20 protein-coding genes are annotated in these 19,105 nt (G+C 60.9%); 4 read left to right on the top strand and 16 right to left on the bottom strand.

The window, feature by feature from the left end; translation table 11 throughout:
- Positions 1 to 10: 10 nt before the first annotated feature.
- Positions 11 to 490 carry an RNA pyrophosphohydrolase gene (locus M1D68_RS24230; protein WP_003186867.1) on the bottom strand — a complete coding sequence of 160 codons (480 nt, stop codon included), beginning with the start codon at positions 488 to 490 and terminating at the stop codon, positions 11 to 13.
- A gap of 143 nt (positions 491 to 633) precedes the next feature.
- Here M1D68_RS24230 and M1D68_RS24225 point away from each other — a divergent pair, with 143 nt between their 5' ends.
- Complete coding sequence (locus M1D68_RS24225; protein WP_420766465.1) at positions 634 to 1,290, top strand: histidinol-phosphatase; 657 nt, start codon at positions 634 to 636, stop codon at positions 1,288 to 1,290.
- Between the two features lie 38 nt (positions 1,291 to 1,328).
- Here M1D68_RS24225 and M1D68_RS24220 read toward each other — a convergent pair whose 3' ends face one another.
- Genes M1D68_RS24220 through ilvA form a run of 4 tightly spaced genes read right to left on the bottom strand, consistent with a single transcriptional unit; the run spans position 1,329 to position 5,030 of the window.
- A complete protein-coding gene (locus M1D68_RS24220; RefSeq protein ID WP_420766464.1) occupies positions 1,329 to 1,796 on the bottom strand; it encodes a DUF2269 family protein in 468 nt (155 codons plus the stop codon).
- Positions 1,793 to 3,049: an SDR family oxidoreductase gene (locus M1D68_RS24215; RefSeq protein WP_457968655.1), complete on the bottom strand. Its 1,257-nt coding sequence runs from the start codon at positions 3,047 to 3,049 to the stop codon at positions 1,793 to 1,795. The genes M1D68_RS24220 and M1D68_RS24215 overlap by 4 nt, the downstream gene beginning before the upstream one ends.
- 15 nt (positions 3,050 to 3,064) lie before the next feature.
- A complete protein-coding gene (locus M1D68_RS24210; protein WP_420766462.1) occupies positions 3,065 to 3,478 on the bottom strand; it encodes a DUF2269 family protein in 414 nt (137 codons plus the stop codon).
- Between the two features lie 37 nt (positions 3,479 to 3,515).
- On the bottom strand, positions 3,516 to 5,030 hold the full coding sequence (gene ilvA / locus M1D68_RS24205) for a threonine ammonia-lyase, biosynthetic (protein WP_420766461.1): 1,515 nt from the start codon (positions 5,028 to 5,030) through the stop codon (positions 3,516 to 3,518).
- 252 nt (positions 5,031 to 5,282) lie between these two features.
- Between ilvA and rpiA the strand changes: the two genes are divergently transcribed.
- Positions 5,283 to 5,957: a ribose-5-phosphate isomerase RpiA gene (rpiA, locus tag M1D68_RS24200; RefSeq protein ID WP_181290264.1), complete on the top strand. Its 675-nt coding sequence runs from the start codon at positions 5,283 to 5,285 to the stop codon at positions 5,955 to 5,957.
- 50 nt (positions 5,958 to 6,007) lie between these two features.
- Here rpiA and M1D68_RS24195 read toward each other — a convergent pair whose 3' ends face one another.
- The 4 genes from M1D68_RS24195 to M1D68_RS24180 form a co-directional block, all read right to left on the bottom strand.
- On the bottom strand, positions 6,008 to 6,922 hold the full coding sequence (locus tag M1D68_RS24195; RefSeq protein ID WP_434701415.1) for an SdiA-regulated domain-containing protein: 915 nt from the start codon (positions 6,920 to 6,922) through the stop codon (positions 6,008 to 6,010).
- Between the two features lie 120 nt (positions 6,923 to 7,042).
- Positions 7,043 to 7,969: an SdiA-regulated domain-containing protein gene (locus M1D68_RS24190; protein ID WP_457968652.1), complete on the bottom strand. Its 927-nt coding sequence runs from the start codon at positions 7,967 to 7,969 to the stop codon at positions 7,043 to 7,045.
- A 231-nt stretch (positions 7,970 to 8,200) separates the two neighbouring features.
- On the bottom strand, positions 8,201 to 8,866 hold the full coding sequence (locus tag M1D68_RS24185; protein ID WP_420766458.1) for a fumarylacetoacetate hydrolase family protein: 666 nt from the start codon (positions 8,864 to 8,866) through the stop codon (positions 8,201 to 8,203).
- A gap of 42 nt (positions 8,867 to 8,908) precedes the next feature.
- Complete coding sequence (locus tag M1D68_RS24180) at positions 8,909 to 10,303, bottom strand: FAD-binding oxidoreductase (RefSeq protein WP_457968650.1); 1,395 nt, start codon at positions 10,301 to 10,303, stop codon at positions 8,909 to 8,911.
- 204 nt (positions 10,304 to 10,507) lie between these two features.
- Here M1D68_RS24180 and serA point away from each other — a divergent pair, with 204 nt between their 5' ends.
- Positions 10,508 to 11,737: a phosphoglycerate dehydrogenase gene (gene serA, locus M1D68_RS24175; protein WP_039592617.1), complete on the top strand. Its 1,230-nt coding sequence runs from the start codon at positions 10,508 to 10,510 to the stop codon at positions 11,735 to 11,737.
- Between the two features lie 187 nt (positions 11,738 to 11,924).
- On the opposite strand, the gene M1D68_RS24170 is transcribed toward serA, so the two are convergent.
- Positions 11,925 to 12,350: a DUF4399 domain-containing protein gene (locus M1D68_RS24170; protein WP_420766456.1), complete on the bottom strand. Its 426-nt coding sequence runs from the start codon at positions 12,348 to 12,350 to the stop codon at positions 11,925 to 11,927.
- A gap of 131 nt (positions 12,351 to 12,481) precedes the next feature.
- Here M1D68_RS24170 and M1D68_RS24165 point away from each other — a divergent pair, with 131 nt between their 5' ends.
- Positions 12,482 to 13,048 carry a transporter substrate-binding domain-containing protein gene (locus M1D68_RS24165; protein ID WP_434561242.1) on the top strand — a complete coding sequence of 189 codons (567 nt, stop codon included), beginning with the start codon at positions 12,482 to 12,484 and terminating at the stop codon, positions 13,046 to 13,048.
- A gap of 185 nt (positions 13,049 to 13,233) precedes the next feature.
- Here the strand turns inward: M1D68_RS24165 and M1D68_RS24160 are convergent, their stop codons facing one another.
- From M1D68_RS24160 to M1D68_RS24135, 6 genes are all read right to left on the bottom strand, one after another.
- Complete coding sequence (locus M1D68_RS24160) at positions 13,234 to 13,860, bottom strand: class I SAM-dependent methyltransferase (RefSeq protein ID WP_434561240.1); 627 nt, start codon at positions 13,858 to 13,860, stop codon at positions 13,234 to 13,236.
- A gap of 69 nt (positions 13,861 to 13,929) precedes the next feature.
- Positions 13,930 to 14,574, bottom strand: coding sequence for a methionine ABC transporter permease (locus M1D68_RS24155; protein ID WP_434561238.1), 645 nt, complete (start codon positions 14,572 to 14,574; stop codon positions 13,930 to 13,932).
- Complete coding sequence (locus M1D68_RS24150) at positions 14,564 to 15,688, bottom strand: methionine ABC transporter ATP-binding protein (RefSeq protein ID WP_457968647.1); 1,125 nt, start codon at positions 15,686 to 15,688, stop codon at positions 14,564 to 14,566. Before M1D68_RS24150 ends, M1D68_RS24155 begins: the two co-directional genes overlap by 11 nt.
- 2 nt (positions 15,689 to 15,690) lie before the next feature.
- On the bottom strand, positions 15,691 to 16,500 hold the full coding sequence (locus M1D68_RS24145; RefSeq protein ID WP_420766451.1) for a MetQ/NlpA family ABC transporter substrate-binding protein: 810 nt from the start codon (positions 16,498 to 16,500) through the stop codon (positions 15,691 to 15,693).
- A 21-nt stretch (positions 16,501 to 16,521) separates the two neighbouring features.
- Positions 16,522 to 17,898: an LLM class flavin-dependent oxidoreductase gene (locus tag M1D68_RS24140; protein ID WP_457968645.1), complete on the bottom strand. Its 1,377-nt coding sequence runs from the start codon at positions 17,896 to 17,898 to the stop codon at positions 16,522 to 16,524.
- Positions 17,898 to 19,091 carry an SfnB family sulfur acquisition oxidoreductase gene (locus M1D68_RS24135; RefSeq protein WP_457968643.1) on the bottom strand — a complete coding sequence of 398 codons (1,194 nt, stop codon included), beginning with the start codon at positions 19,089 to 19,091 and terminating at the stop codon, positions 17,898 to 17,900. The genes M1D68_RS24140 and M1D68_RS24135 overlap by 1 nt, the downstream gene beginning before the upstream one ends.
- Between the last annotated feature and the right edge of the window lie 14 nt (positions 19,092 to 19,105).

Raw genomic sequence — 19,105 nt, 5'->3', positions numbered from 1 at the left:
AACTCCGTCGTCAGTCGCGCGTCAGCAGGCGCGGGGCAAGCTCTTTGAGAGCGCGTCGATACACCTCGCGCTTGAATGTCACCACCTGGCCCAACGGATACCAATAACTGACCCAGCGCCAGCCATCGAACTCCGGTTTACCGGTCAAATCCATCCGCACCCGCTGCTCATTGGAGATCAGGCGCAGGAGAAACCATTTCTGCTTCTGGCCGATGCACAGTGGTTGGCTGTGCGTCCTGACCAGGCGTTGCGGCAAACGATAGCGCAACCAGCCTCGGGTGCAGGCGAGTATTTCGACATCTTCGCGCTCCAGCCCGACTTCTTCATTCAACTCACGGTACAAAGCTTCTTCCGGCGTCTCCTGGGGGTTGATCCCACCCTGGGGAAACTGCCAGGCGTCTTGATTGATACGGCGTGCCCATAGCACCTGCCCAGCATCATTCGTAAGAATGATCCCCACATTGGGACGGAAACCATCGGGATCGATCACGGCAACAACCTCGCAAACGCATGTCGCCGCATTGTTCCACAAAGGTTGTGAAAGCAGCAACGAGACTGCCGAGCTTATGTGCACTCTTGTGAAAAGTACGTATTCTGGGCGCCTTTCTTCAGATATTTCAGCGAGTAACTGCAATGCGGCTGGCTTTATTCGACTTGGACAACACGCTGCTGGGCGGTGACAGCGATCACGCCTGGGGCGATTACCTGTGCGAACGCGGCTTCCTCGATGCCGTGAGCTACAAGGCACGCAACGATGAGTTCTACCAGGACTACCTGGCGGGTAAGCTCGACAACGCCGCGTACCTGAATTTTTGCCTGGAAATCCTGGGTCGTACCGAGATGGAAGTGCTGGCACAGTGGCACCTCGATTACATGCGCGACTGCATCGAACCTATCGTATTGCCCCAAGCGATCGCGCTGTTGAAGAAACACCGTGACGCCGGCGACAAACTGGTGATCATCACCGCCACCAATCGCTTCGTCACCGCGCCGATCGCCGAGCGACTCGGGGTAGAAACCCTGATCGCCACCGAATGCGAGATGATCGATGGCCGTTACAGTGGCCGCAGCACCGACATTCCCTGCTTTCGCGAGGGCAAGGTGACCCGGTTGAACCGTTGGCTGGAAGAGACTGGGTATTGCCTCGACGATAGCTACTTTTATAGCGATTCGATGAACGACCTGCCGCTGCTGGAAGCGGTGACGCATCCGGTGGCGGTCGACCCGGACCCGAACCTTCGGGCCGAGGCCCAGAAGCGTGGTTGGCCGGTCATCAGTCTGCGCGACTGATCTCACTGCCGCCCGCCGGGCAAACACCGGCGGGCCGCTTACGCGGGCTTGGCTACCATCAGGTAGAAAATCGCCATGAATGCCAGGAACGCCGGCCAGCCCAGCGCAAACCACCAGCGCATGTAGGTGGCGGCCTTGATTGGCATGGGTGTGCCGTCCCGCAAGGCTTGCTCGGCCATCTTGTGTACGCGGATCTGCAACCAGACCACTGGCAGCCAGCAGGCGCCCGCCAGGCAATAAAGGCCGATGCTCCACACCAACCAGCTCTGTTGCAATTGCCAGCCGGCGATGTGCATCAGGGCCAGTCCGCTCAGTGGCTGAAATACGGCGGTGGTGGCGGTGAATGCCCAATCGGCGAAAACCAGATGCTTGAAGGTGACGGCGATGACTTCAACCTTGCCGCTGCGCCAGGCCCGGAGCGCGTAGTAGGCAGACCCGGCGCCCAGGCCGAACAGGATGGTGGAAGACAGGATGTGCAGGGTTTTCAACAGCAAGTAGATGCTCATCGGCGGGGCTCAGTCCAAAGCAACCATAACGTCGCGACTACCAATACCAGATTCTTGGCGACAGCCGCAAAAGGGTCGAACCAATAGTGCGGCAGGATAAAGCTGATGCACAGCGTATAGCCGAGCATCAGACCCAACTGCAGCCGCAATGCCTGTTGGCGCCAGCGTTTGAACAGCATGCCCACGCCCAGCGCGCCATCAAGCAGCGCGCCGCTGACGACCGCAAGCTTGGCCCAGGCGCCATACACGCCGGCTTCGGCCATGATGCGCAGGCCCCAGTCGAAGCCTGGGCCGAGGCATACCACGGCGGTTCCCAACCAGATGAGTGCGAGCACCGCCAGCATCAACGGGCGGATCGCCCGAAGGCTGCTCTGGGCGACGGCGGGCCATCCCTGCAAGCGGGTCTGTACGGGGGCGGCGTGATATCCGCAGATTGATGCGAGCACCTCGGGGTCGGCCAGGTTGTCCCGTTGTGCCAGGGCCACGCTTTGCCGGTTCAACGCTCGCCAGCCGAACCGGTCCCCCATCCGGCTGCCCACTTCGGTCAACAGCGCAGGCGCCTTGATGTAGCGTGCCGGCGCCCAGCCCTGCGCGGCTCGCAAATGATCGATGAGCCGGGCCAGCGTCATCGGCTCGGGTCCCACCAGCGGCACCACCACCGACTCGGTTGGCCATTGCCGCAGCAGGGCGAGCACCGCGCCCGTCAGGTCATCGATGTGCACGGGTTGGATGCGCGCCGTCAGATCCAGCAAGGGAATCAGTGGCCACGGTGAAAGGCCCTCCATCCAGCCACTGCTCGCGCCGCCTGGCCCCACCACCAACGAAGGCCGCAGCACAACCGATGGGATGTGGAGGCTGGACAGATATTCGTCAGCCCGTCCCTTGCTTGCCAGGAACGGCACGTCGGATTGAGCGCTCGCGCCCAGTGCGGAAATCTGCAGGATGCGAACGCCACGGCGTGCGGCGTGCTCGAACAACGCGCACGCGCCACGATCCTGGACCAGACTCAGCGCCTGGGCATCCACGCTGAGCAAGCCGGCCGCGTTGATCAGCAAATCAACGTCCGTAGGGAGGGCGAAATGTGCCGGGTCGGCCGACAATACGCCGAGATCCAGCTGCCGCCATTCAACCCCAGGCGAACTCGGCGGCCCGGGTTCACGACGGGTCGCGATGATCGAGTGGCCGGCGCCGTGCAGCGCCCTCAGCAGGTGGCGTCCGATAAAGCCGCTGCCTCCCACCAGTAGGATTTTCATGACGTTCCTTGTCGGTTAGATCGGTTTGGCACCCATCAATGCGGCGATGGACAGGAAGCCGACGCCACCGATGATCGCCAATGCCAGGGTAAACCTGCCGCCGCCACCGTTGCCCATGCGCAGGCGGTTGAGCCGTGCCAGCAGCCAGAAAACGCAAAGCGCCGCCACGGTGTAGATCACGCTGGAACCCAGCAGCCAGGTTTGCCCCAGCGGCCAGCCCACCAGATGAACCAGCCACCAGCCGGTAAACGGCATGCTCAGCATGCACACCAGCATCGTGCCCCACGCCAGCAGCCAAGGGCGCCGCAGCGTGCAGCTTGGTGCCTCGCTGCGTTTGCGCCAGGCCACAACGGCTAGGCTTGCAGCGCAAGCCAGAAGCAAGACCGTGGCCGCGACGTGCAGGATTTTCAAGGTCAGCAGAGTTTCCATGGGGTTTCCTTAGGCTGGTGTCCTTCAGCGTAGCCCTTCAGCCGAGAAACAGCTGATAGGCCGGGTTATCGCTTTCATCCCAGTACGGATAGCCGATTTCCTCCAGGGCGGCCGGCACCAGGTGGCGCTCATCGTGAGGCACTTGCAGCCCGGCGACCACGCGGCCATCCGCCGCACCATGGTTTCGGTAGTGGAACATCGAGATGTTCCAGCGCCCGCCCAGTTTATTGAGGAAGTTGAACAGCGCCCCCGGGCGTTCCGGGAATTCGAAACGCAGGACCACCTCGTCGATGACGTGAGCGGCATGGCCGCCGACCATGTGGCGAATGTGCAACTTGGCCAGTTCATTGTCGGTCAGGTCCAGCACCGGGAAGCCTTGCTCGGTCAGGCTGGCAATCAGCTTGCTGCGCGGGTCGTTTTCCGGATGCGTCTGCACGCCTACGAAGATGTGCGCTTCGCTGCCGGTGTTGTAGCGGTAGTTGAATTCGGTGATCTGGCGTTTGCCGATGGCCTCGCAGAACGCCTTGAAGCTGCCCGGCTTCTCGGGGATGGTCACGGCGATGATCGCCTCGCGGCCCTCGCCCAGTTCGGCGCGCTCGGCCACGTGGCGCAGGCGGTCGAAGTTGACGTTGGCGCCGGAATCGATGGCCACCAGCGTCTGGCCGCTGATGCTGCGTGTCTCGACATACTTCTTGATGCCGGCAACGCCCAAGGCGCCGGCAGGTTCGGTGATCGAGCGGGTATCGTCGTAGATATCCTTGATCGCTGCGCAGATCTCGTCGGTACTGACGGTGATGACTTCATCCACGTAGTGCTTGCAGATATCGAAGGTGTGCTGGCCGATCTGTGCCACCGCCACGCCATCGGCGAACAGGCCCACGGTTGGCAGGACCACGCGTTCGCCAGCAGCCATGGCCGCTTGCAGGCAGTTCGAATCGTCCGGTTCGACGCCGATGATCTTGATCTCGGGGCGCAGGTATTTCACGTAGGCCGCGATGCCTGCGATCAGCCCGCCACCGCCCACCGGGACGAATATCGCGTCCAGGCGCCCCGGGTGCTGGCGCAGGATTTCCATCGCCACGGTGCCCTGCCCGGCAATGGTGTGAGGATCGTCATAGGGATGAATGTAGACGTAGCCTTTTTCGTCGACCAGTTTCAACGAATAGGCCAGGGCCTCGGGGAACGAATCGCCATGCAACACCACTTTGCCGCCCCGGGAGCGCACGCCCTCGACTTTGATTTCCGGCGTGGTCTTGGGCATGACGATGGTGGCCTTGACCCCCAACACCTTGGCGGCCAGCGCCAGGCCCTGGGCATGGTTGCCCGCCGAGGCCGTGACCACGCCACGGGCGCGCTCTTCGTCGGTGAGCTGGGTCAGCTTGTTGTAGGCCCCGCGAATCTTGAACGAGAACACCGGCTGCAAGTCTTCACGCTTGAGCCAGACCTCGTTGCCCAGCCGTTCGGAGAGCTGGCGGGCGGTCTGCAGCGGGGTTTCTACGGCAACGTCGTAAACGCGCGAGGTGAGGATCTTTTTGACGTACTGTTCAAGCATCGGAAAGCATCACTGAGCGGGTTGGGCAGGGCCAAGGAGTCTAACCCGGCTTTTGGCCGGGCGACCACACGAATTAAGGCACTTTGAGCGCAGGAACCCCCGTGGCGAGGGAGCTTGCTCCCGTTGGGTCGCGCAGCGGCCCCAGAAAAAGCGATGAGCGCTTCGCACTCAAGCGCGAGCTTGCTCCCTCGCCACGGTTTCTACGCCTATAATGCCGGCCTTTCGTTCTCTCTCGGCACCTTCGGAGCCCGCATGACCCAGGATCAACTCAAACAGGCCGTGGCCCAGGCCGCTGTCGACCTCATCCTCCCGAAACTGGATGACAAGAGCATCGTCGGGGTCGGCACCGGCTCTACCGCCAATTGCTTCATCGACGCCTTGGCGCAGCACAAAGGCGCGTTCGACGGCGCGGTCGCCAGCTCCGAAGCCACCGCGGCGCGCCTCAAGGGCCACGGGATCCCCGTGTACGAGCTCAACACCGTGAGCGACCTGGAGTTCTACATCGACGGCGCCGACGAAAGCGACGCGCACTTGAACCTGATCAAGGGCGGCGGTGCGGCCCTGACTCGCGAGAAGATCGTTGCGGCCGTCGCCAAGACGTTCATCTGCATCGCCGATGCCAGCAAACTGGTCCCGGTGCTCGGCGCGTTCCCGCTGCCGGTGGAAGTCATCCCGATGGCCCGCAGCCACGTTGCCCGGCAATTGGTGAAGCTGGGCGGCGATCCGGTGTATCGCGAAGGCGTGCTGACCGATAACGGCAACATCATCCTTGACGTGCATAACCTGCAGATCACCAATCCGGTTGAACTGGAAAGCCAGATCAACGCCATCGTCGGCGTAGTCACCAACGGCTTGTTCGCCGCTCGCCCGGCGGATGTGCTGTTGTTGGGGACTGCTGATGGCGTGAAGACCCTGCGGGCGGAATAATCCGGGCTGATTCAACAAACCCTATGGGAGCGAGCTGGGTCAGGAGTGGTTCAAGGCTGCGGCTTCTTGAACACATAGAACAGATTCGGCTCGCTCACCACATACAGATTGCCATCGTCATCCATGGCCAAGCCTTCCGGTTGGGGAATGGTTTTCTCCAGTCCGTGGCGGCCCTTGCTCAACGACAGCGTGCTTAACGGCCGACCATCGATATCCAACTCGATAATCAACCGCGACTCATCGGACAGCGCCAGCAGATGGCCGCTGCGTTCGTCGTATTGCAGGCTGGAGAGATCGCGCACGAACAGTCCTGCATCGCGCTTGGGGTTGTTGATTACGTGGACAGCGTAGGATTTTTCCGGATTGTGGTGGGGAAATCCGTGTACTTCATAAATCAGCATCGGGTCGCGTTCCTTGGCGACGAACAGCCGCTTGCCGATGGAGTCATAGGCCAGCCCTTCGAAACCCTTGTTGCCGCTCATGTGCACGCCGAGTGTCATTTGCTCGGCATCGGCCGCGTCCAGGAAGCGGGTGTCTTCTTCCAGGTGGATCTTGATCAGGCGCTGCTGACGTTCGTCGGTAATGACGTAGATGTTCTCGCTGATGAATTCCACCGCTTCCGGGTCGCCAAAGCCGACCAGGGCGATGCGTCGCAGAATCTTGCCTTCCAGTGACAGCTCGATCAGCTCGGCATTCTTGTTGGTGACGGTGAAAAGGCTTTTGCGGATCGGATCGAACGTCAGCGCGGAAACGTCGTCGTCCAGGCCTTCGATGACTTGGGCTTGTACCGTGACCTGGTATTGGTCCAGGGCAATGGCCTGCTCGCCAAGGGTGTGCCAGAGCGTATTGAAATTGAACCAGGCGCGCTCGAACAGACGCAGGTATTGCCCGGCTGCGATTAATCCAATCAGGGTAATCGACAGCAACAGCAGGATCAGGGGTCTTGGACGGGCAAGTCGGCGCATCGGGAGTGGGCTCGGATAAGAACAGGTGGTTGGAAATACCACGACTGCCTGAACTGAAGCTTAATGGCCGTCTGCCACGCCCTACAACGAAGGAAGAATTTCCCTACAGAGTTTTCGCAATCAGCGTTGTTTTTCGAAACGATAGAACAGGTTCGGCTCGCTGACCATATAAAGGTTGCCCGCTTCATCGACGGTGACGCCTTCGGCGCGGGGAACCGTATCTTTCAGTCCGTTGAAGCCTCCCAACAGCGTCATGAAGCTGACCTGTTCGCCTTCTGCATCCAGTTCCAGCAATAGATGGGAGTCGGCTGACAGCAACAGCATATGTCCCGTACGAGGATCGATCGCCAGGGCGGACAGGTTGCGCAGGTCCAGTTCATCGCTGACATGGATCTGCTTGTCGCCCTTGAGCAATTGGCTGCCGTCACTTTTCCAGGTGAACAGGGCTGGCGGGCGCTCTTCGCCCAGCACCAGTTGTTGATTGCGCGGATCCCAGACGATCGCCTCGAATCCTTTGTTCTGGTTCTGTGACGCGCCAAGGTCGTATTGGGGAAAGTCCTTGCTGTTCAGCGTTTGGGTATCGGCATCGACCTGGACGATCGACAGGGTGTGGTTTCGCTCATCGGTAATGGCCAGCAGGCCATTTTCCATATAGGTCACGCCTTCGGGATTGTTCCAGCCCACCAATGGCATCTTGCGCAGCACGTCGCCTTGCAGGGTCAGCTCCGCCAGGAACGGATTCTTGCCCATGACCGCGAACAGCGTCTTGGTCTGCGGGTTGTAGGTGACGTCGGAAGCCTCGTCCTTTTCCATGCCAGGCAGGGGCTTGGCGTCGATCACGGCGCGATAGTCGGGCAACCAGATGCTTTCCTGGCGTTGGGCCGGGCTTTCGAAGCGTTCCGCCACCCAGAGCCGGCCCCGGTCATCCCAATGCATCGCGAACGCCAGGCCATAGGCAGCGATTGCGGCCAGCAGCAGCCAGGCATACCAGGGCAAGCCGAAGCGAGCACGGCGGACGGAGGTGGGCAGGGTTTGGGTCTTGGCCATCGGGGATGCGTTCCAGGAATTCGCGCGAGGGATCGGCAGGCTCAGATGCCGCAATCCCCGGAATTATCCGGATGGCATGTGAAAAAAACGGTAAATGCTGGACAAGGCTGCTCAAGAACCCTGTGGGAGCGAGCTTGCTCGCGATAGCGGACGGTCAGCCAACCTAACTGTTGGATGTGATGACCTCATCGCGAGCAAGCATGCTCCCACAGGAAATTGGAGGCGTGGCCGTTAGCGAACGCTGCTTTCGAAGCGGCTCGCCCCAGGCAGTTCCAGCACCAGTTCATCGCCAATGTTCAGCGGCCCGACGCCCGCCGGGGTGCCCGTGAGAATGACGTCTCCGGCCTGAAGCGAGAAGCAGCCGGCCATGTACTGGATCATCGGCACGATGGGGTTGAGCATCAGGCTGCTGTTGCCATCCTGGCGGACTTCGCCGTTGATGGTCAGGCGAACGGGAATATCGGTCAGGTCGGCAAACGTGGCGTTCGAGACAAAGGGAGCGATCACTGCCGCGCCGTCGAAGGACTTGGCGACTTCCCATGGCAACCCCTTGGCCTTGAGTTCGGCCTGCTTGTCCCGCAGGGTCAGGTCCAGGGCCGGGGCGAAGCCGGAAATGGCGTCCAGTACTTCTTCAACGCTGGGCTTGGTGGACAGTGGCTTGCCGATCAGCACGGCGATTTCCGCTTCGTAGTGCACCGAGCCGCGGTCGGCGGGAATGCTGAAGCCGCCTTCCAACGGCACCACGCAGCTGCCTGGCTTGATGAACAGCAGCGGTTCGGTGGGCACCGGGTTATCCAGTTCCTTGGCGTGTTCGGCATAGTTGCGGCCGATGCACACTACTTTGCCCACCGGGAAATGAATACGCGTACCGTCGACATACTGGTGCTGATAGCTCATTACCGACTCCTGCCTTGAGATTTCATCAGGTGTTGTTATAGATCAAACCGCGAAAATCTTGCCCGGGTTCATGATGCCGTTCGGGTCGAACACCGACTTCACGGCTTTCATGTATTCGATTTCAACCGCAGAGCGACTGTACGTGAGGTAGTCGCGCTTGGTCATGCCCACGCCGTGTTCGGCAGAGATTGAACCGTTGTACTTCTCGACGGTTTCAAAGACCCATTTGTTCACCGTCGCGCATTTAGCGAAGAACTCATCCTTGCTCAGGTTTTCCGGCTTGAGGATGTTCAGGTGCAGGTTGCCGTCGCCGATGTGGCCGAACCAGACTATTTCAAAGTCTGGGTAGTGTTCGCCGACAATCGCGTCGATTTCGCGCAAGAAGCCCGGGACTTTGGAGACGGTTACCGAAATATCGTTTTTGTACGGCGTCCAGTGGGAAATGGTCTCGGAGATGTACTCGCGCAGCTTCCACAGGTTTTGCAGTTGGGTTTCGCTCTGGCTCATTACGCCGTCCAGTACCCAGCCTTGTTCGACGCAGTGCTCGAAAGTCTCCAGGGCGTGGTTGGCGACTTCTTCGGTGGTGGCTTCGAATTCCAACAGGGCGTAGAAAGGGCAGTCGGTTTCGAACGGGGCCGGGACGTCGCCACGGTCGAGGACCTTGGCCAGGGCCTTGTCGGAGAAAAATTCAAAGGCGGTCAGGTCCAGCTTGCCTTGGAATGCGTGCAGTACCGGCATGATCGAGTCGAAGTCCGGCGTGCCGAGCACCATGGCGGTGAGGTTTTTCGGCGCGCGGTCCAGGCGCATGGTGGCTTCGACCACGAAACCAAGGGTGCCCTCGGCGCCGATGAACAGCTGCCGCAAGTCATAGCCGGTGGCGTTCTTGATCAGGTCCTTGTTCAGTTCCAGCACGTCGCCCTTGCCAGTCACGACCTTCATGCCCGCCACCCAGTTGCGGGTCATGCCGTAGCGAATGACCTTGATCCCGCCAGCATTGGTGCCGATATTGCCGCCAATCTGGCTCGAACCTGCCGAAGCGAAGTCCACCGGATAGTAGAGCCCATGTTCTTCAGCCTTGTTCTGCAACTGTTCGGTGACCACGCCCGGCTGGCATACGGCGGTGCGGTCGGTCAGGTTCACATCGAGGATCTGGTTCATGTAGTCGAATGACACGACCACCTCGCCATTCGCCGCGACGGCGGCGGCGGAGAGGCCGGTACGCCCGCCCGATGGCACCAACGCGACTTTGTGCGCGTTGGCCCAGCGCACAATGGCCTGGACTTGTTCGGTGGTCTTTGGAAACACAATGGCGGTCGGTGCGGGCGCGTAATGCTTGGTCCAATCCTTGCCGTAAGCATTCAGGGAGTCGGCATCGGTCAAAACTTTGCCAGGCTCAACCAGGGTCTTCAGCTCATCTATCACGGCAGGATTGGTCATCGACAGAACTCTCGAACAATTCATGGTCATCCTGAGAACGCTTCACGTCGCAGGAATGGGTGTTTGCGGGGGGCATATGCTAGCATACCGACCCCGCAGCGTAGTGCCCAACGGCTGTTCTGCGGCGACGGCTGTCATGCCGGTCGGGCCAGCATGCGCTGTCCGATTCCCTGCCATTTTTCTCCGGGACACAGGTTTACGCAGATGAGCAAGACTTCTCTCGATAAGAGCAAGATCAAGTTCCTTCTTCTCGAAGGCGTCCACCAATCGGCTGTCGACGTCCTCAAGTCGGCGGGCTACACCAGCATCGAGTACATCACCAGTTCTCTGCCGGAAGCCCAGCTCAAGGAAAAGATCGCCGATGCTCACTTCATCGGTATTCGCTCCCGTACGCAACTGACTGAAGAGATCTTCGACCACGCCAAGAAACTGGTGGCGGTCGGCTGCTTCTGCATCGGCACCAACCAGGTGGACCTCAACGCGGCTCGCGAACGCGGTATCGCGGTGTTCAATGCGCCGTATTCCAACACCCGTTCCGTTGCCGAACTGGTGCTGGCCGAGGCGATCCTGCTGTTGCGCGGCATCCCCGAGAAGAACGCTTCCTGCCACCGTGGCGGCTGGATCAAGAGCGCGGCCAATTCCTTCGAGATCCGCGGCAAGAAGCTGGGTATCGTCGGCTACGGCTCGATCGGTACTCAATTGTCGGTACTGGCTGAAGGCCTTGGCATGCAGGTGTTTTTCTACGACACCGTGACCAAGCTGCCGTTGGGCAACGCGACCCAGGTCAACGACTTGCACGAATTGCTGGGCATGTCCGACATCGTCACCTTGCACGTGCCGGAAACCCCGGCCACCCAGTGGATGATCGGTGAAAAGGAAATCCGCGCCATCAAGAAAGGCGGGATCCTGATCAACGCCGCTCGCGGCACCGTGGTCAAGCTCGACGCACTGGCAGAAGCGATCAAGGACAAGCACCTGATCGGCGCGGCGATCGATGTGTTCCCGGTGGAGCCTCGCTCCAACGACGACATCTTCGAAAGCCCGCTGCGTGGCCTGGACAACGTGATCCTGACCCCGCACATCGGCGGTTCCACCGCTGAAGCCCAGGCCAACATCGGTCTGGAAGTGGCTGAAAAACTGGTCAAGTACAGCGACAACGGTACCTCGGTATCGTCGGTGAACTTCCCGGAAGTGGCTTTGCCGGCCCACCCTGGCAAGCACCGCCTGCTGCACATCCACGAAAACATTCCGGGTGTGATGAGCGAGATCAACAAAGTCTTCGCGGAAAACGGCATCAACATTTCCGGTCAGTTCCTGCAGACCAACGAGAAAGTCGGCTACGTCGTGATCGACGTCGATGCCGAATACTCGGACCTGGCCCAAGAGAAGTTGCAGCACATCAACGGCACCATTCGTTGCCGCGTGCTGTTCTAAGCGGGCCTGGCTTGCAATGAAAACGGGAGCTCCGAAGGGGCTCCCGTTTTTCTGTCCGACACAATGGAACCCTGTGGGAGCGAGCCTGCTCGCGAAAGCGGTCTGTCAGGCGCATTTACTGATATGCCGCTTTCGCGAGCAGGCTCGCTCCCACAGTGGATACTGCATTTATCTTCTAAGTGCTGTGTTACTCGACGTTCACCGTGATCTTTTCGGACACGATCGACGGGTCGAACGGCATATGGCCGCTGTCGCCCAGGATCAATTGCAAGGTGTGTTTGCCCGGCGCCAGTTTGATCGTGGCTTCGGTTTGCGCCTTGCCAAAATGCATGTGGTGGGGGTCGGTCGGAATCGGCGTGCCCTCGGCAGGCAGATCATCGACATCGATCAGCAGGTGGTGATGGCCGGTGTTCTTGGTCACGTCGCCCGCCGGGGCAAGTGCGATGTTCTTGACGCCGAACTTGACCTTGAACTCTTGGCTGACGGTGGCACCGTCTTCAGGAGAAACGATGAATACTTCTGCACCTTTGGGCGCCGGGGTTGCCGCTGTCGCCAGCATCGAAGTTCCGAGCAACAAGCCGGCCAACGCCGCACGTGACATAAAACTTTTCATTTTTTACTCCAGTTTTCCCATAAATCCGTCGGGTCATGACAACTTCATGACTAATCGTTGTCGAAGCCTGCAACAACCATAGCAAAGCGAGCCTGAAACGAGCGTCGCTTGTATAAATACTAGGAGTGACCATGCGTTTCCTGCCTGGCCTGATCTGCCTGCTACCTCTGTTGAGCCCTCTGGCCCATGCGGAACTGATCGACGACGTCAACGACCGTGGCGAGTTGCGAATCGCCCTCGAGGCCAACACCGCGCCGTTCAATTTCAAGGAGGACGGCAAGCTCACCGGTTTCGAAGTGGAGCTGGGCGAAATGCTCGCGGGCGAGCTCGATGTACGCCCTGATTTTGTCGTCACCGATGCGGCGGATCTGTTGTCCGGCGTGGAAAGCGGCAAGTACGACGTCGCCATCAACCACATAGCAATGACCCCGGAGTTGGCGGAACGTTTCGATACCAGCGCTACTTATAGCCAACCGGATGCGCAATTGCTGGCAAGCAAGGATGAGGCGCAACGCCCGCTGGTCCTGGCGCAGTCTTTCCAGCCGGAAGAGAAAAAAAGCCCGGCGCCGAGCCTGGTGATTCCGTTCCAGAAGGGCAATCCTGCGTTCAAGGCGAGCCTGGACAACGCCTTGGGGCGGATCAAGGACGATGGACGGCTGGAGCGGTTGTCGCAGAAGTGGTTGCTCAAGCAAGAGTGAATTTGTGGTCAAACGCAATCGTTGTGGCGAGGGAGCTTGCTCCCGCTCGGCGGCGCAGCCGTCGTAGCGCGGTTGACGCGGTCTGTCGGGAAACCAGATTGACCGGGTTGGGGCCGCTTCGCGGCCCAGCGGGAGCAAGCTCCCTCGCCACAAGAGCTAGGCACAACCTCGTCACAGAGCCGCTTTCAAATCTTGCGCCATACGCTCGCCAACCAAGGCTGCTGTTCTCGCGGCAGTCCCGCCGGCCGGTAGTAATGCTCCAGCTCCACAAAACCCGCCTGCGTGAGCGACACGCGCCAAGCCGCGAGGTCGTGATACGCGCCGAAGCGTTGGCCGTTCCAGCCTTCCTGGTTTTCGCCCCGGGGGTTTGAGCTGAAAAGCACGCCGCCGGGCTTGAGCGTGGCGTGCAATTGCTTGAGCACGCGCGGCAGCTCCTGCACCGGGATGTGGAACAGGACGGCGTTGGCGAAGATCCCGTCGAAACGCTCCGCCGGCAGATCGAGTTGCAGGAAATCCTGTTGCCACACCTCGCATCCGCTGTCCTGGCGGGCCATGCGCGCGAATTCGCTCGAACCGTCGAGGCCCACCGCGACATGGCCCATGGCCGTGAAGGTGCGAAGATCACGCCCAGGGCCGCAGCCGAAATCGAGGATATGGAACGGCGCCTGGCCTTGGATGTGTCGCAGCAGGGCGTCGATGTTCTGGCTGACGTCATGATCGCGGGTGCCTTCGCGAAAACTCTCCGCCACGGCGTTGTAATGGCCAAGGGTCGTGGCGGTGATGGACTGCAGATCGTCGGCGGTGTGTTTCATGGTCGCTGGCTTTGGATGGGGAGTGTTTGACGACTATACCCCAAGCTCGCTCCCACAATGTTTCGCTTCTCAGCGCTTGTTCAGCCCCCGCGCCAACCGATCCCCGCCCAGTTGAATCATCGCCACCAATGCCACCAGCAACACGATCACCGTGAGCATGATCTGGCTGTCGAAACGCTGGTAACCGTAGCGGTAGGCAATGTCACCCAGGCCTCCGGCGCCGATCGCCCCGGCCATGGCCGATGAATTGATCATGGTCACCAGGGTGATGGTAAAGCCGCCGACGATGCCGGGCAGCGCTTCGGGTAGCAGCACATGCCAGACGATGTGCCAGCGCCGGCAACCCATGGCCTGGGCCGCTTCGATCAGGCCATGGTCAACTTCCCGCAAGCTGACTTCAGCGATACGCGCAAAAAACGGCGTGGCGGCAATCGTCAGCGGCACCACCGCGGCCCATACGCCATAGGTGGTGCCGACAATCAATCGGGTGAACGGAATCAGCGCCACCATGAGGATCAGGAAGGGGATCGAGCGGAACAAATTCACAAACCCGCCCAGGGCCTTGTTCAAGGCGGGCGCCTCATAGATGCCGCCCTTGCCGCTTGTGACCAGTATCACCGCCAGCGGAATGCCCGCCAGCAACGCGATCAGCGACGACACGCCAACCATGAGGAACGTGTCGATGAAGCCCTGCAGCAATCGGTCAAACCACATAACCCAACACCTCCACCCGTTGTGCCCAGTTGCCCGCACGTTGACGCAGTTCATCAGCGCCCCATGACGACCCGCTCACCGCCAGCAGCAACTGCCCCAGCCCGTGGCCTTGAATTCTTTCCAGGCCGCCGTGCAGCAGCCGCACCCGTCCGCCCAGGGCACTGAACAGGGCCGCGAGGTCTGGTTCGTCGTCGCTGTGCCCCGTGAATTGCAGGCGCAGTACAGTGGCTGCGTCCGCGGAGGTCGGGTGGGGTTGCAAGCGGCTTTGCAGTTCCTCGGGCAGTGCGTGCTGCAACGGCGCCAGGAGCGTGCGGCTGACGTCATGCTGCGGGTCGCCGAAGACTTCCCAGACCGGCCCTTGTTCGACGATCCGTCCTTGTTCGAGCACCACCACCCGGTCGCAGACTTCGCGGATGACCGCCATTTCATGGGTGATCAGCACGATGGTCAGGCCCAGCCGCTGGTTGATCTCACGCAGCAAACCGAGGATCGATTGAGTCGTTTCCGGATCGAGCGCCGAGGTGGCCTCGTCGCACAACAGGATCTGCGGGTCATGGACCAGCGCCCGGGCAATCCCGACACGCTGCTTCTGACCGCCCGAGAGCTGCGCCGGATAGGCGCCGTGCTTACCTTGCAGGCCGACCAGTTCCAACAATTCGCGAACCTTGTGCAGACGTTGTTCCTTGGGCACGCCGGCAACCTTGAGCGGCAGCTCGACGTTCTGCCACACCGTCTTGGCCGACATCAGGTTGAAGTGCTGGAAGATCATGCCGATGCGCCGGCGCAGCTCCACGAGACGATCTTCATCGAACTCGCCGATGTCCACCTGATCGATCAGCACCCGTCCGCTGGTGGGTTGTTCGAGGCGGTTGATGGTGCGGATCAGCGAGGACTTGCCCGCGCCACTGCGGCCGATGATGCCAAAGACCTCGCCGCGCTGGATCGCCAGGTCGATGCCTTGCAGCGCGGCCACCGGGCCCTGGGTGCCAGGGTAGGTTTTGCCGAGGCCGATGAAGCGCACATGGGCACGGTTCAGTTCTGGATGCAGCTCGGTCTGGTCGGCGACGTGGGGCGCTGGGGCTTCATGACGGAGTCGAGCGTTGACGGCACTCATGATCAGCCTTCCCAGCCGGCTTGGTAGAGCTTGCCATGGGCCTTGTCCAGGGCGGCGCGCACGGCAGGTGAGTGTTGGTAAATGTCGACGAACTTGATCAGCCTTGGATCGTTCTCGCTCTTGGGCTGGATCACGAACTGGATGACATATTCCTTGTGGTCGAGGCCGTCGAAGAGCAAGGCAGACGTCGCGTCGAAGGTGTTCGCCAGGCGAATGTAGGCTGGATAACCTTGTACCAGATCGGCGTCTTCATAGGCACGCACCAACTGCACGGCTTCGACTTGCAGGATCTTGAGCTTCTTTGGGTTGGCGATGATGTCGTCTTCGGTGGCCTTGTAGCCGACGCCCGGCTTGAGCTGGATCAGCCCGGCCTTGGCCAGCAATTGCAAACCGCGTCCGCTGTTGATCGGATCGTTGGCAATGGCGACGCTGGCGCCTTCGGGCAACTCGTCGAAGCTTTTGTACTTCTTCGAATAGAGGCCGACGTTGTTGATGATTCCCGGTGCGAACGGCACCAGGTCGAAACCGGCGGCGGCCTTGGCGTTCTCCAGGAACGGTATGTGCTGGAAATAATTCACGTCGATGTCGCCCGAAGCGAGGCTGACGTTAGGCGCAATCCAGTCGCTGAATTCCACCAGTTCGACTTTCAGGCCTTGTTTGCCGGCCTCTTCGACGGCGGCCTCCAAGGGAATGGCGAACGCAGCGGTGGTGCCGATTTTCAACGGGGCGTCGGCGGCGAACAATGCCGAGCTGAACAGGCCGAAAGCCAGGGCCAGGGTTCTGACTGGCAGAGTGAGGAAGTGCTTGGTCATGTCGGATATTCCAGTCATCGATTAATTGAGTGATGCGCCTTTGTGGCGGTAGGTTGAGCCGGTATGTTGTTCGGGCAAATGAGCCCCCCCGTGAAACAGCTTTTCCCGCAACGTGCCATCGTCGTATTCGGTCTTGTACGACCCGCGTCGCTGCAGCTCGGGAATCACCAGGTCGATGAAGTCCAGGTAACTTTGCGGCGTGACGATGCGGGTCAGGTTGAAGCCGTCGAGGCCGGTTTCGGCGATCCAGGATTCCAGCTCATCGGCGACCTGTTCGGGCGAGCCGACCACCGTGATGTAGCGACCGCCCAAGGCGTGTTGCTCCAGCAATCTGCGTCGGGTCCAGTCGTTGTTTTGCAGGGTCTTGGTGGCGGACTGGATGGCGTTGCTCTTCACGTACTGGATCGGTTCGTCCAGTTCGTACTCGGCAAAATCAATGCCCGTCGAGGCGGAGAAATGCGCCACTCCGGCCTCGGCGCTGGCGTAGCCCAGGTACTCGGCATGCTTGGTCCAGGCCGCCGCTTCGGTTTCGCCGACGATCACGTTCAGGCCCATGAACACTTTGATGTCTTCGGCATGGCGCCCAGCCGCGAGGGCGCTGGCGCGGACCTTGTCCACCTGGACCTTGGTCGCCGGTTTGTTCTGGCCACTGATGAACACGCACTCCGCATGGCGCCCAGCGAACAGCAGGCCCCGCTCGGAGCTGCCCGCCTGGAACAGTACCGGCGTGCGCTGTGGCGAGGGCTCGCAGAGGTGATAACCCTCGATCTGATAGAACTCCCCTTGATGCTGGACCTTGTGCACTTTCTCTGGCCGGGCATAAATCCGCTGCTCGCGATCGTTGATGACCGCGTCGTCTTCCCAACTGCCTTCCCATAGCTTGTAGAGCACTTGCAGGTACTCGTCGGCCTGGTCGTAGCGCCGGTCGTGCTCGACCTGCGCGGTAAGGCCCATGGCCTTGGCGGCGCTGTCCAGGTAGCCGGTGACGATGTTCCAGCCAACCCGTCCGCGGCTCAGGTGGTCCAGCGTGCTCATGCGCCGGGCGAACAGGTACGGCGGTTCGTAGGTCAAGTTGGCGGTGAGGCCAAAGCCGAGGTTCTTCGTCACTGCGGCCATTGCCGATACCAGCAGCAACGGGTCGTTGACCGGCAGTTGAATCGATTCTTTCAGCGTGACGTCCACGGACTGCTGGTAAACGTCATAGACCCCGACGATATCGGCGATGAACAACCCGTCGAACAAACCTCGCTCCAGCAACTGGGCCAGCCCGGTCCAGTATTCAATGGTGTTGAACTGGGTCGAAGTGTCCTCTGGATGGGTCCACAGACCGTGGTTGATGTGCCCGATGCAGTTCATGTTGAACGCGTTGAGGAGGATTTTTTTCTTGCCGGCCGCCATCAGATCGTCCCCCGCAGCGGCGGTTTTTCATCGTTGAGGTAGAAGTTGCCGACCGCGTGATATTTCCAGCGCACCGGGTCGTGCAGGGTGTGCACTCGGGCGTTGCGCCAGTGGCGGTCGAGGCCATGTTCGGCCAGGGTCGCCTGGCTGCCGGCCAGTTCGAACAGCGTGCTGCCGGCGGCGAGGGAAATTTCAGTGCTGAGGGCCCGGGCTTCGGCCACGGCGATCGAGGCCGCCGCCACCGTTTCTGCGTTCGTGTCGGCCTGGGCGCGGTCAAGGACTTCACCGGCGCGTTCCAGCAAGGCTTCGGCGGCATGCAGGCGAATGCTCAGGTGGCCAAAGCTTTTAAGAGTGTGCGGGTCCTGGGTGGCGACGTCGCTGGTGGCGTCGATCCACGGACGGGTTTTGCTGCGGACAAAATGCAGGGCGTCTTCATAGGCGGCGCGGGCGATGCCGGCGTCGATGGCGGCGTGGAGGATCTGCGCCAACGGGCCTACCGGCGTTGGGCGTTCGAAGGCGCTCTGGAAGGGCACGATGTCTTCGGCATCGACAAGGACATCCTCGAACACCACCGAGCCGCTGCCGGTGGTGCGCTGGCCGAAACCGCTCCAGTCGTCGATCACCGTCAGGCCCTTGCTGCTGCGCGGGACGAACGCCAACTGTTGCACGCCGTTTTCATCCACCACCGAGGTGGGGATGCGCTGGGCATAGATCGCCCCGGTGGCGTAGAACTTGCGGCCATTGATGCGATAGGCCTCGCCGTCGCGACGCAGTTGGGTGATGCGGTCATGGGCCGTCCTCGTCCCGAGTTCCGCCAGGGCATTGCCGAACCGCTGGCCGGCCAGCACCTCGGCGTACAGCCGTTGCTTCTGGGCCTCGCTGCCGTTAACCCGCAGCACTTCCAATGCATAGAAATGATTTTGCGGAATCTGGCCGAGCGAACCATCGGCCTGTGAGATCAGCGCGATGACCTTGGCCAGCGTGACGTTGGATACGCCCGCACCGCCGTAGGCCTTGGGCACGCTGATGCCCCAAAGGCCCGCGCGAGTGAACGCTTCCAGCTCCGCAAGAGGCAGACGCCGTTCGCGGTCGCGCAGGGCACTGTCGCGTTTGAAGTCATCAGCCAGGTCGCTGGCGACAATCAAGGCTTGTTCATCGCTGGTGATCACCGCGACGTGTTGGGAAAACGTCATGTGCTGCTCCAGAG

The organism is Pseudomonas sp. R4-84, from assembly GCF_054130985.1.
Note: the sequence above shows the minus strand (reverse complement) of the source record. Positions and strands in the feature narration are given on the sequence as shown.

What these genes read in the sequence shown, in the direction of transcription:
- M1D68_RS24225 (WP_420766465.1), top strand. Translation starts at nt 634, where the DNA reads ATGCGGCTGGCTTTATTCGACTTGGACAACACGCTGCTGGGCGGTGAC.
- M1D68_RS24220 (WP_420766464.1), bottom strand. Translation starts at nt 1,796, where the DNA reads ATGAGCATCTACTTGCTGTTGAAAACCCTGCACATCCTGTCTTCCACC.
- M1D68_RS24215 (WP_457968655.1), bottom strand. Translation starts at nt 3,049, where the DNA reads ATGAAAATCCTACTGGTGGGAGGCAGCGGCTTTATCGGACGCCACCTG.
- M1D68_RS24210 (WP_420766462.1), bottom strand. Translation starts at nt 3,478, where the DNA reads ATGGAAACTCTGCTGACCTTGAAAATCCTGCACGTCGCGGCCACGGTC.
- ilvA (WP_420766461.1), bottom strand. Translation starts at nt 5,030, where the DNA reads ATGCTTGAACAGTACGTCAAAAAGATCCTCACCTCGCGCGTTTACGAC.
- rpiA (WP_181290264.1), top strand. Translation starts at nt 5,283, where the DNA reads ATGACCCAGGATCAACTCAAACAGGCCGTGGCCCAGGCCGCTGTCGAC.
- M1D68_RS24195 (WP_434701415.1), bottom strand. Translation starts at nt 6,922, where the DNA reads ATGCGCCGACTTGCCCGTCCAAGACCCCTGATCCTGCTGTTGCTGTCG.
- M1D68_RS24190 (WP_457968652.1), bottom strand. Translation starts at nt 7,969, where the DNA reads ATGGCCAAGACCCAAACCCTGCCCACCTCCGTCCGCCGTGCTCGCTTC.
- M1D68_RS24185 (WP_420766458.1), bottom strand. Translation starts at nt 8,866, where the DNA reads ATGAGCTATCAGCACCAGTATGTCGACGGTACGCGTATTCATTTCCCG.
- M1D68_RS24180 (WP_457968650.1), bottom strand. Translation starts at nt 10,303, where the DNA reads ATGACCAATCCTGCCGTGATAGATGAGCTGAAGACCCTGGTTGAGCCT.
- serA (WP_039592617.1), top strand. Translation starts at nt 10,508, where the DNA reads ATGAGCAAGACTTCTCTCGATAAGAGCAAGATCAAGTTCCTTCTTCTC.
- M1D68_RS24170 (WP_420766456.1), bottom strand. Translation starts at nt 12,350, where the DNA reads ATGAAAAGTTTTATGTCACGTGCGGCGTTGGCCGGCTTGTTGCTCGGA.
- M1D68_RS24165 (WP_434561242.1), top strand. Translation starts at nt 12,482, where the DNA reads ATGCGTTTCCTGCCTGGCCTGATCTGCCTGCTACCTCTGTTGAGCCCT.
- M1D68_RS24160 (WP_434561240.1), bottom strand. Translation starts at nt 13,860, where the DNA reads ATGAAACACACCGCCGACGATCTGCAGTCCATCACCGCCACGACCCTT.
- M1D68_RS24155 (WP_434561238.1), bottom strand. Translation starts at nt 14,574, where the DNA reads ATGTGGTTTGACCGATTGCTGCAGGGCTTCATCGACACGTTCCTCATG.
- M1D68_RS24150 (WP_457968647.1), bottom strand. Translation starts at nt 15,688, where the DNA reads ATGAGTGCCGTCAACGCTCGACTCCGTCATGAAGCCCCAGCGCCCCAC.
- M1D68_RS24145 (WP_420766451.1), bottom strand. Translation starts at nt 16,500, where the DNA reads ATGACCAAGCACTTCCTCACTCTGCCAGTCAGAACCCTGGCCCTGGCT.
- M1D68_RS24140 (WP_457968645.1), bottom strand. Translation starts at nt 17,898, where the DNA reads ATGGCGGCCGGCAAGAAAAAAATCCTCCTCAACGCGTTCAACATGAAC.
- M1D68_RS24135 (WP_457968643.1), bottom strand. Translation starts at nt 19,091, where the DNA reads ATGACGTTTTCCCAACACGTCGCGGTGATCACCAGCGATGAACAAGCC.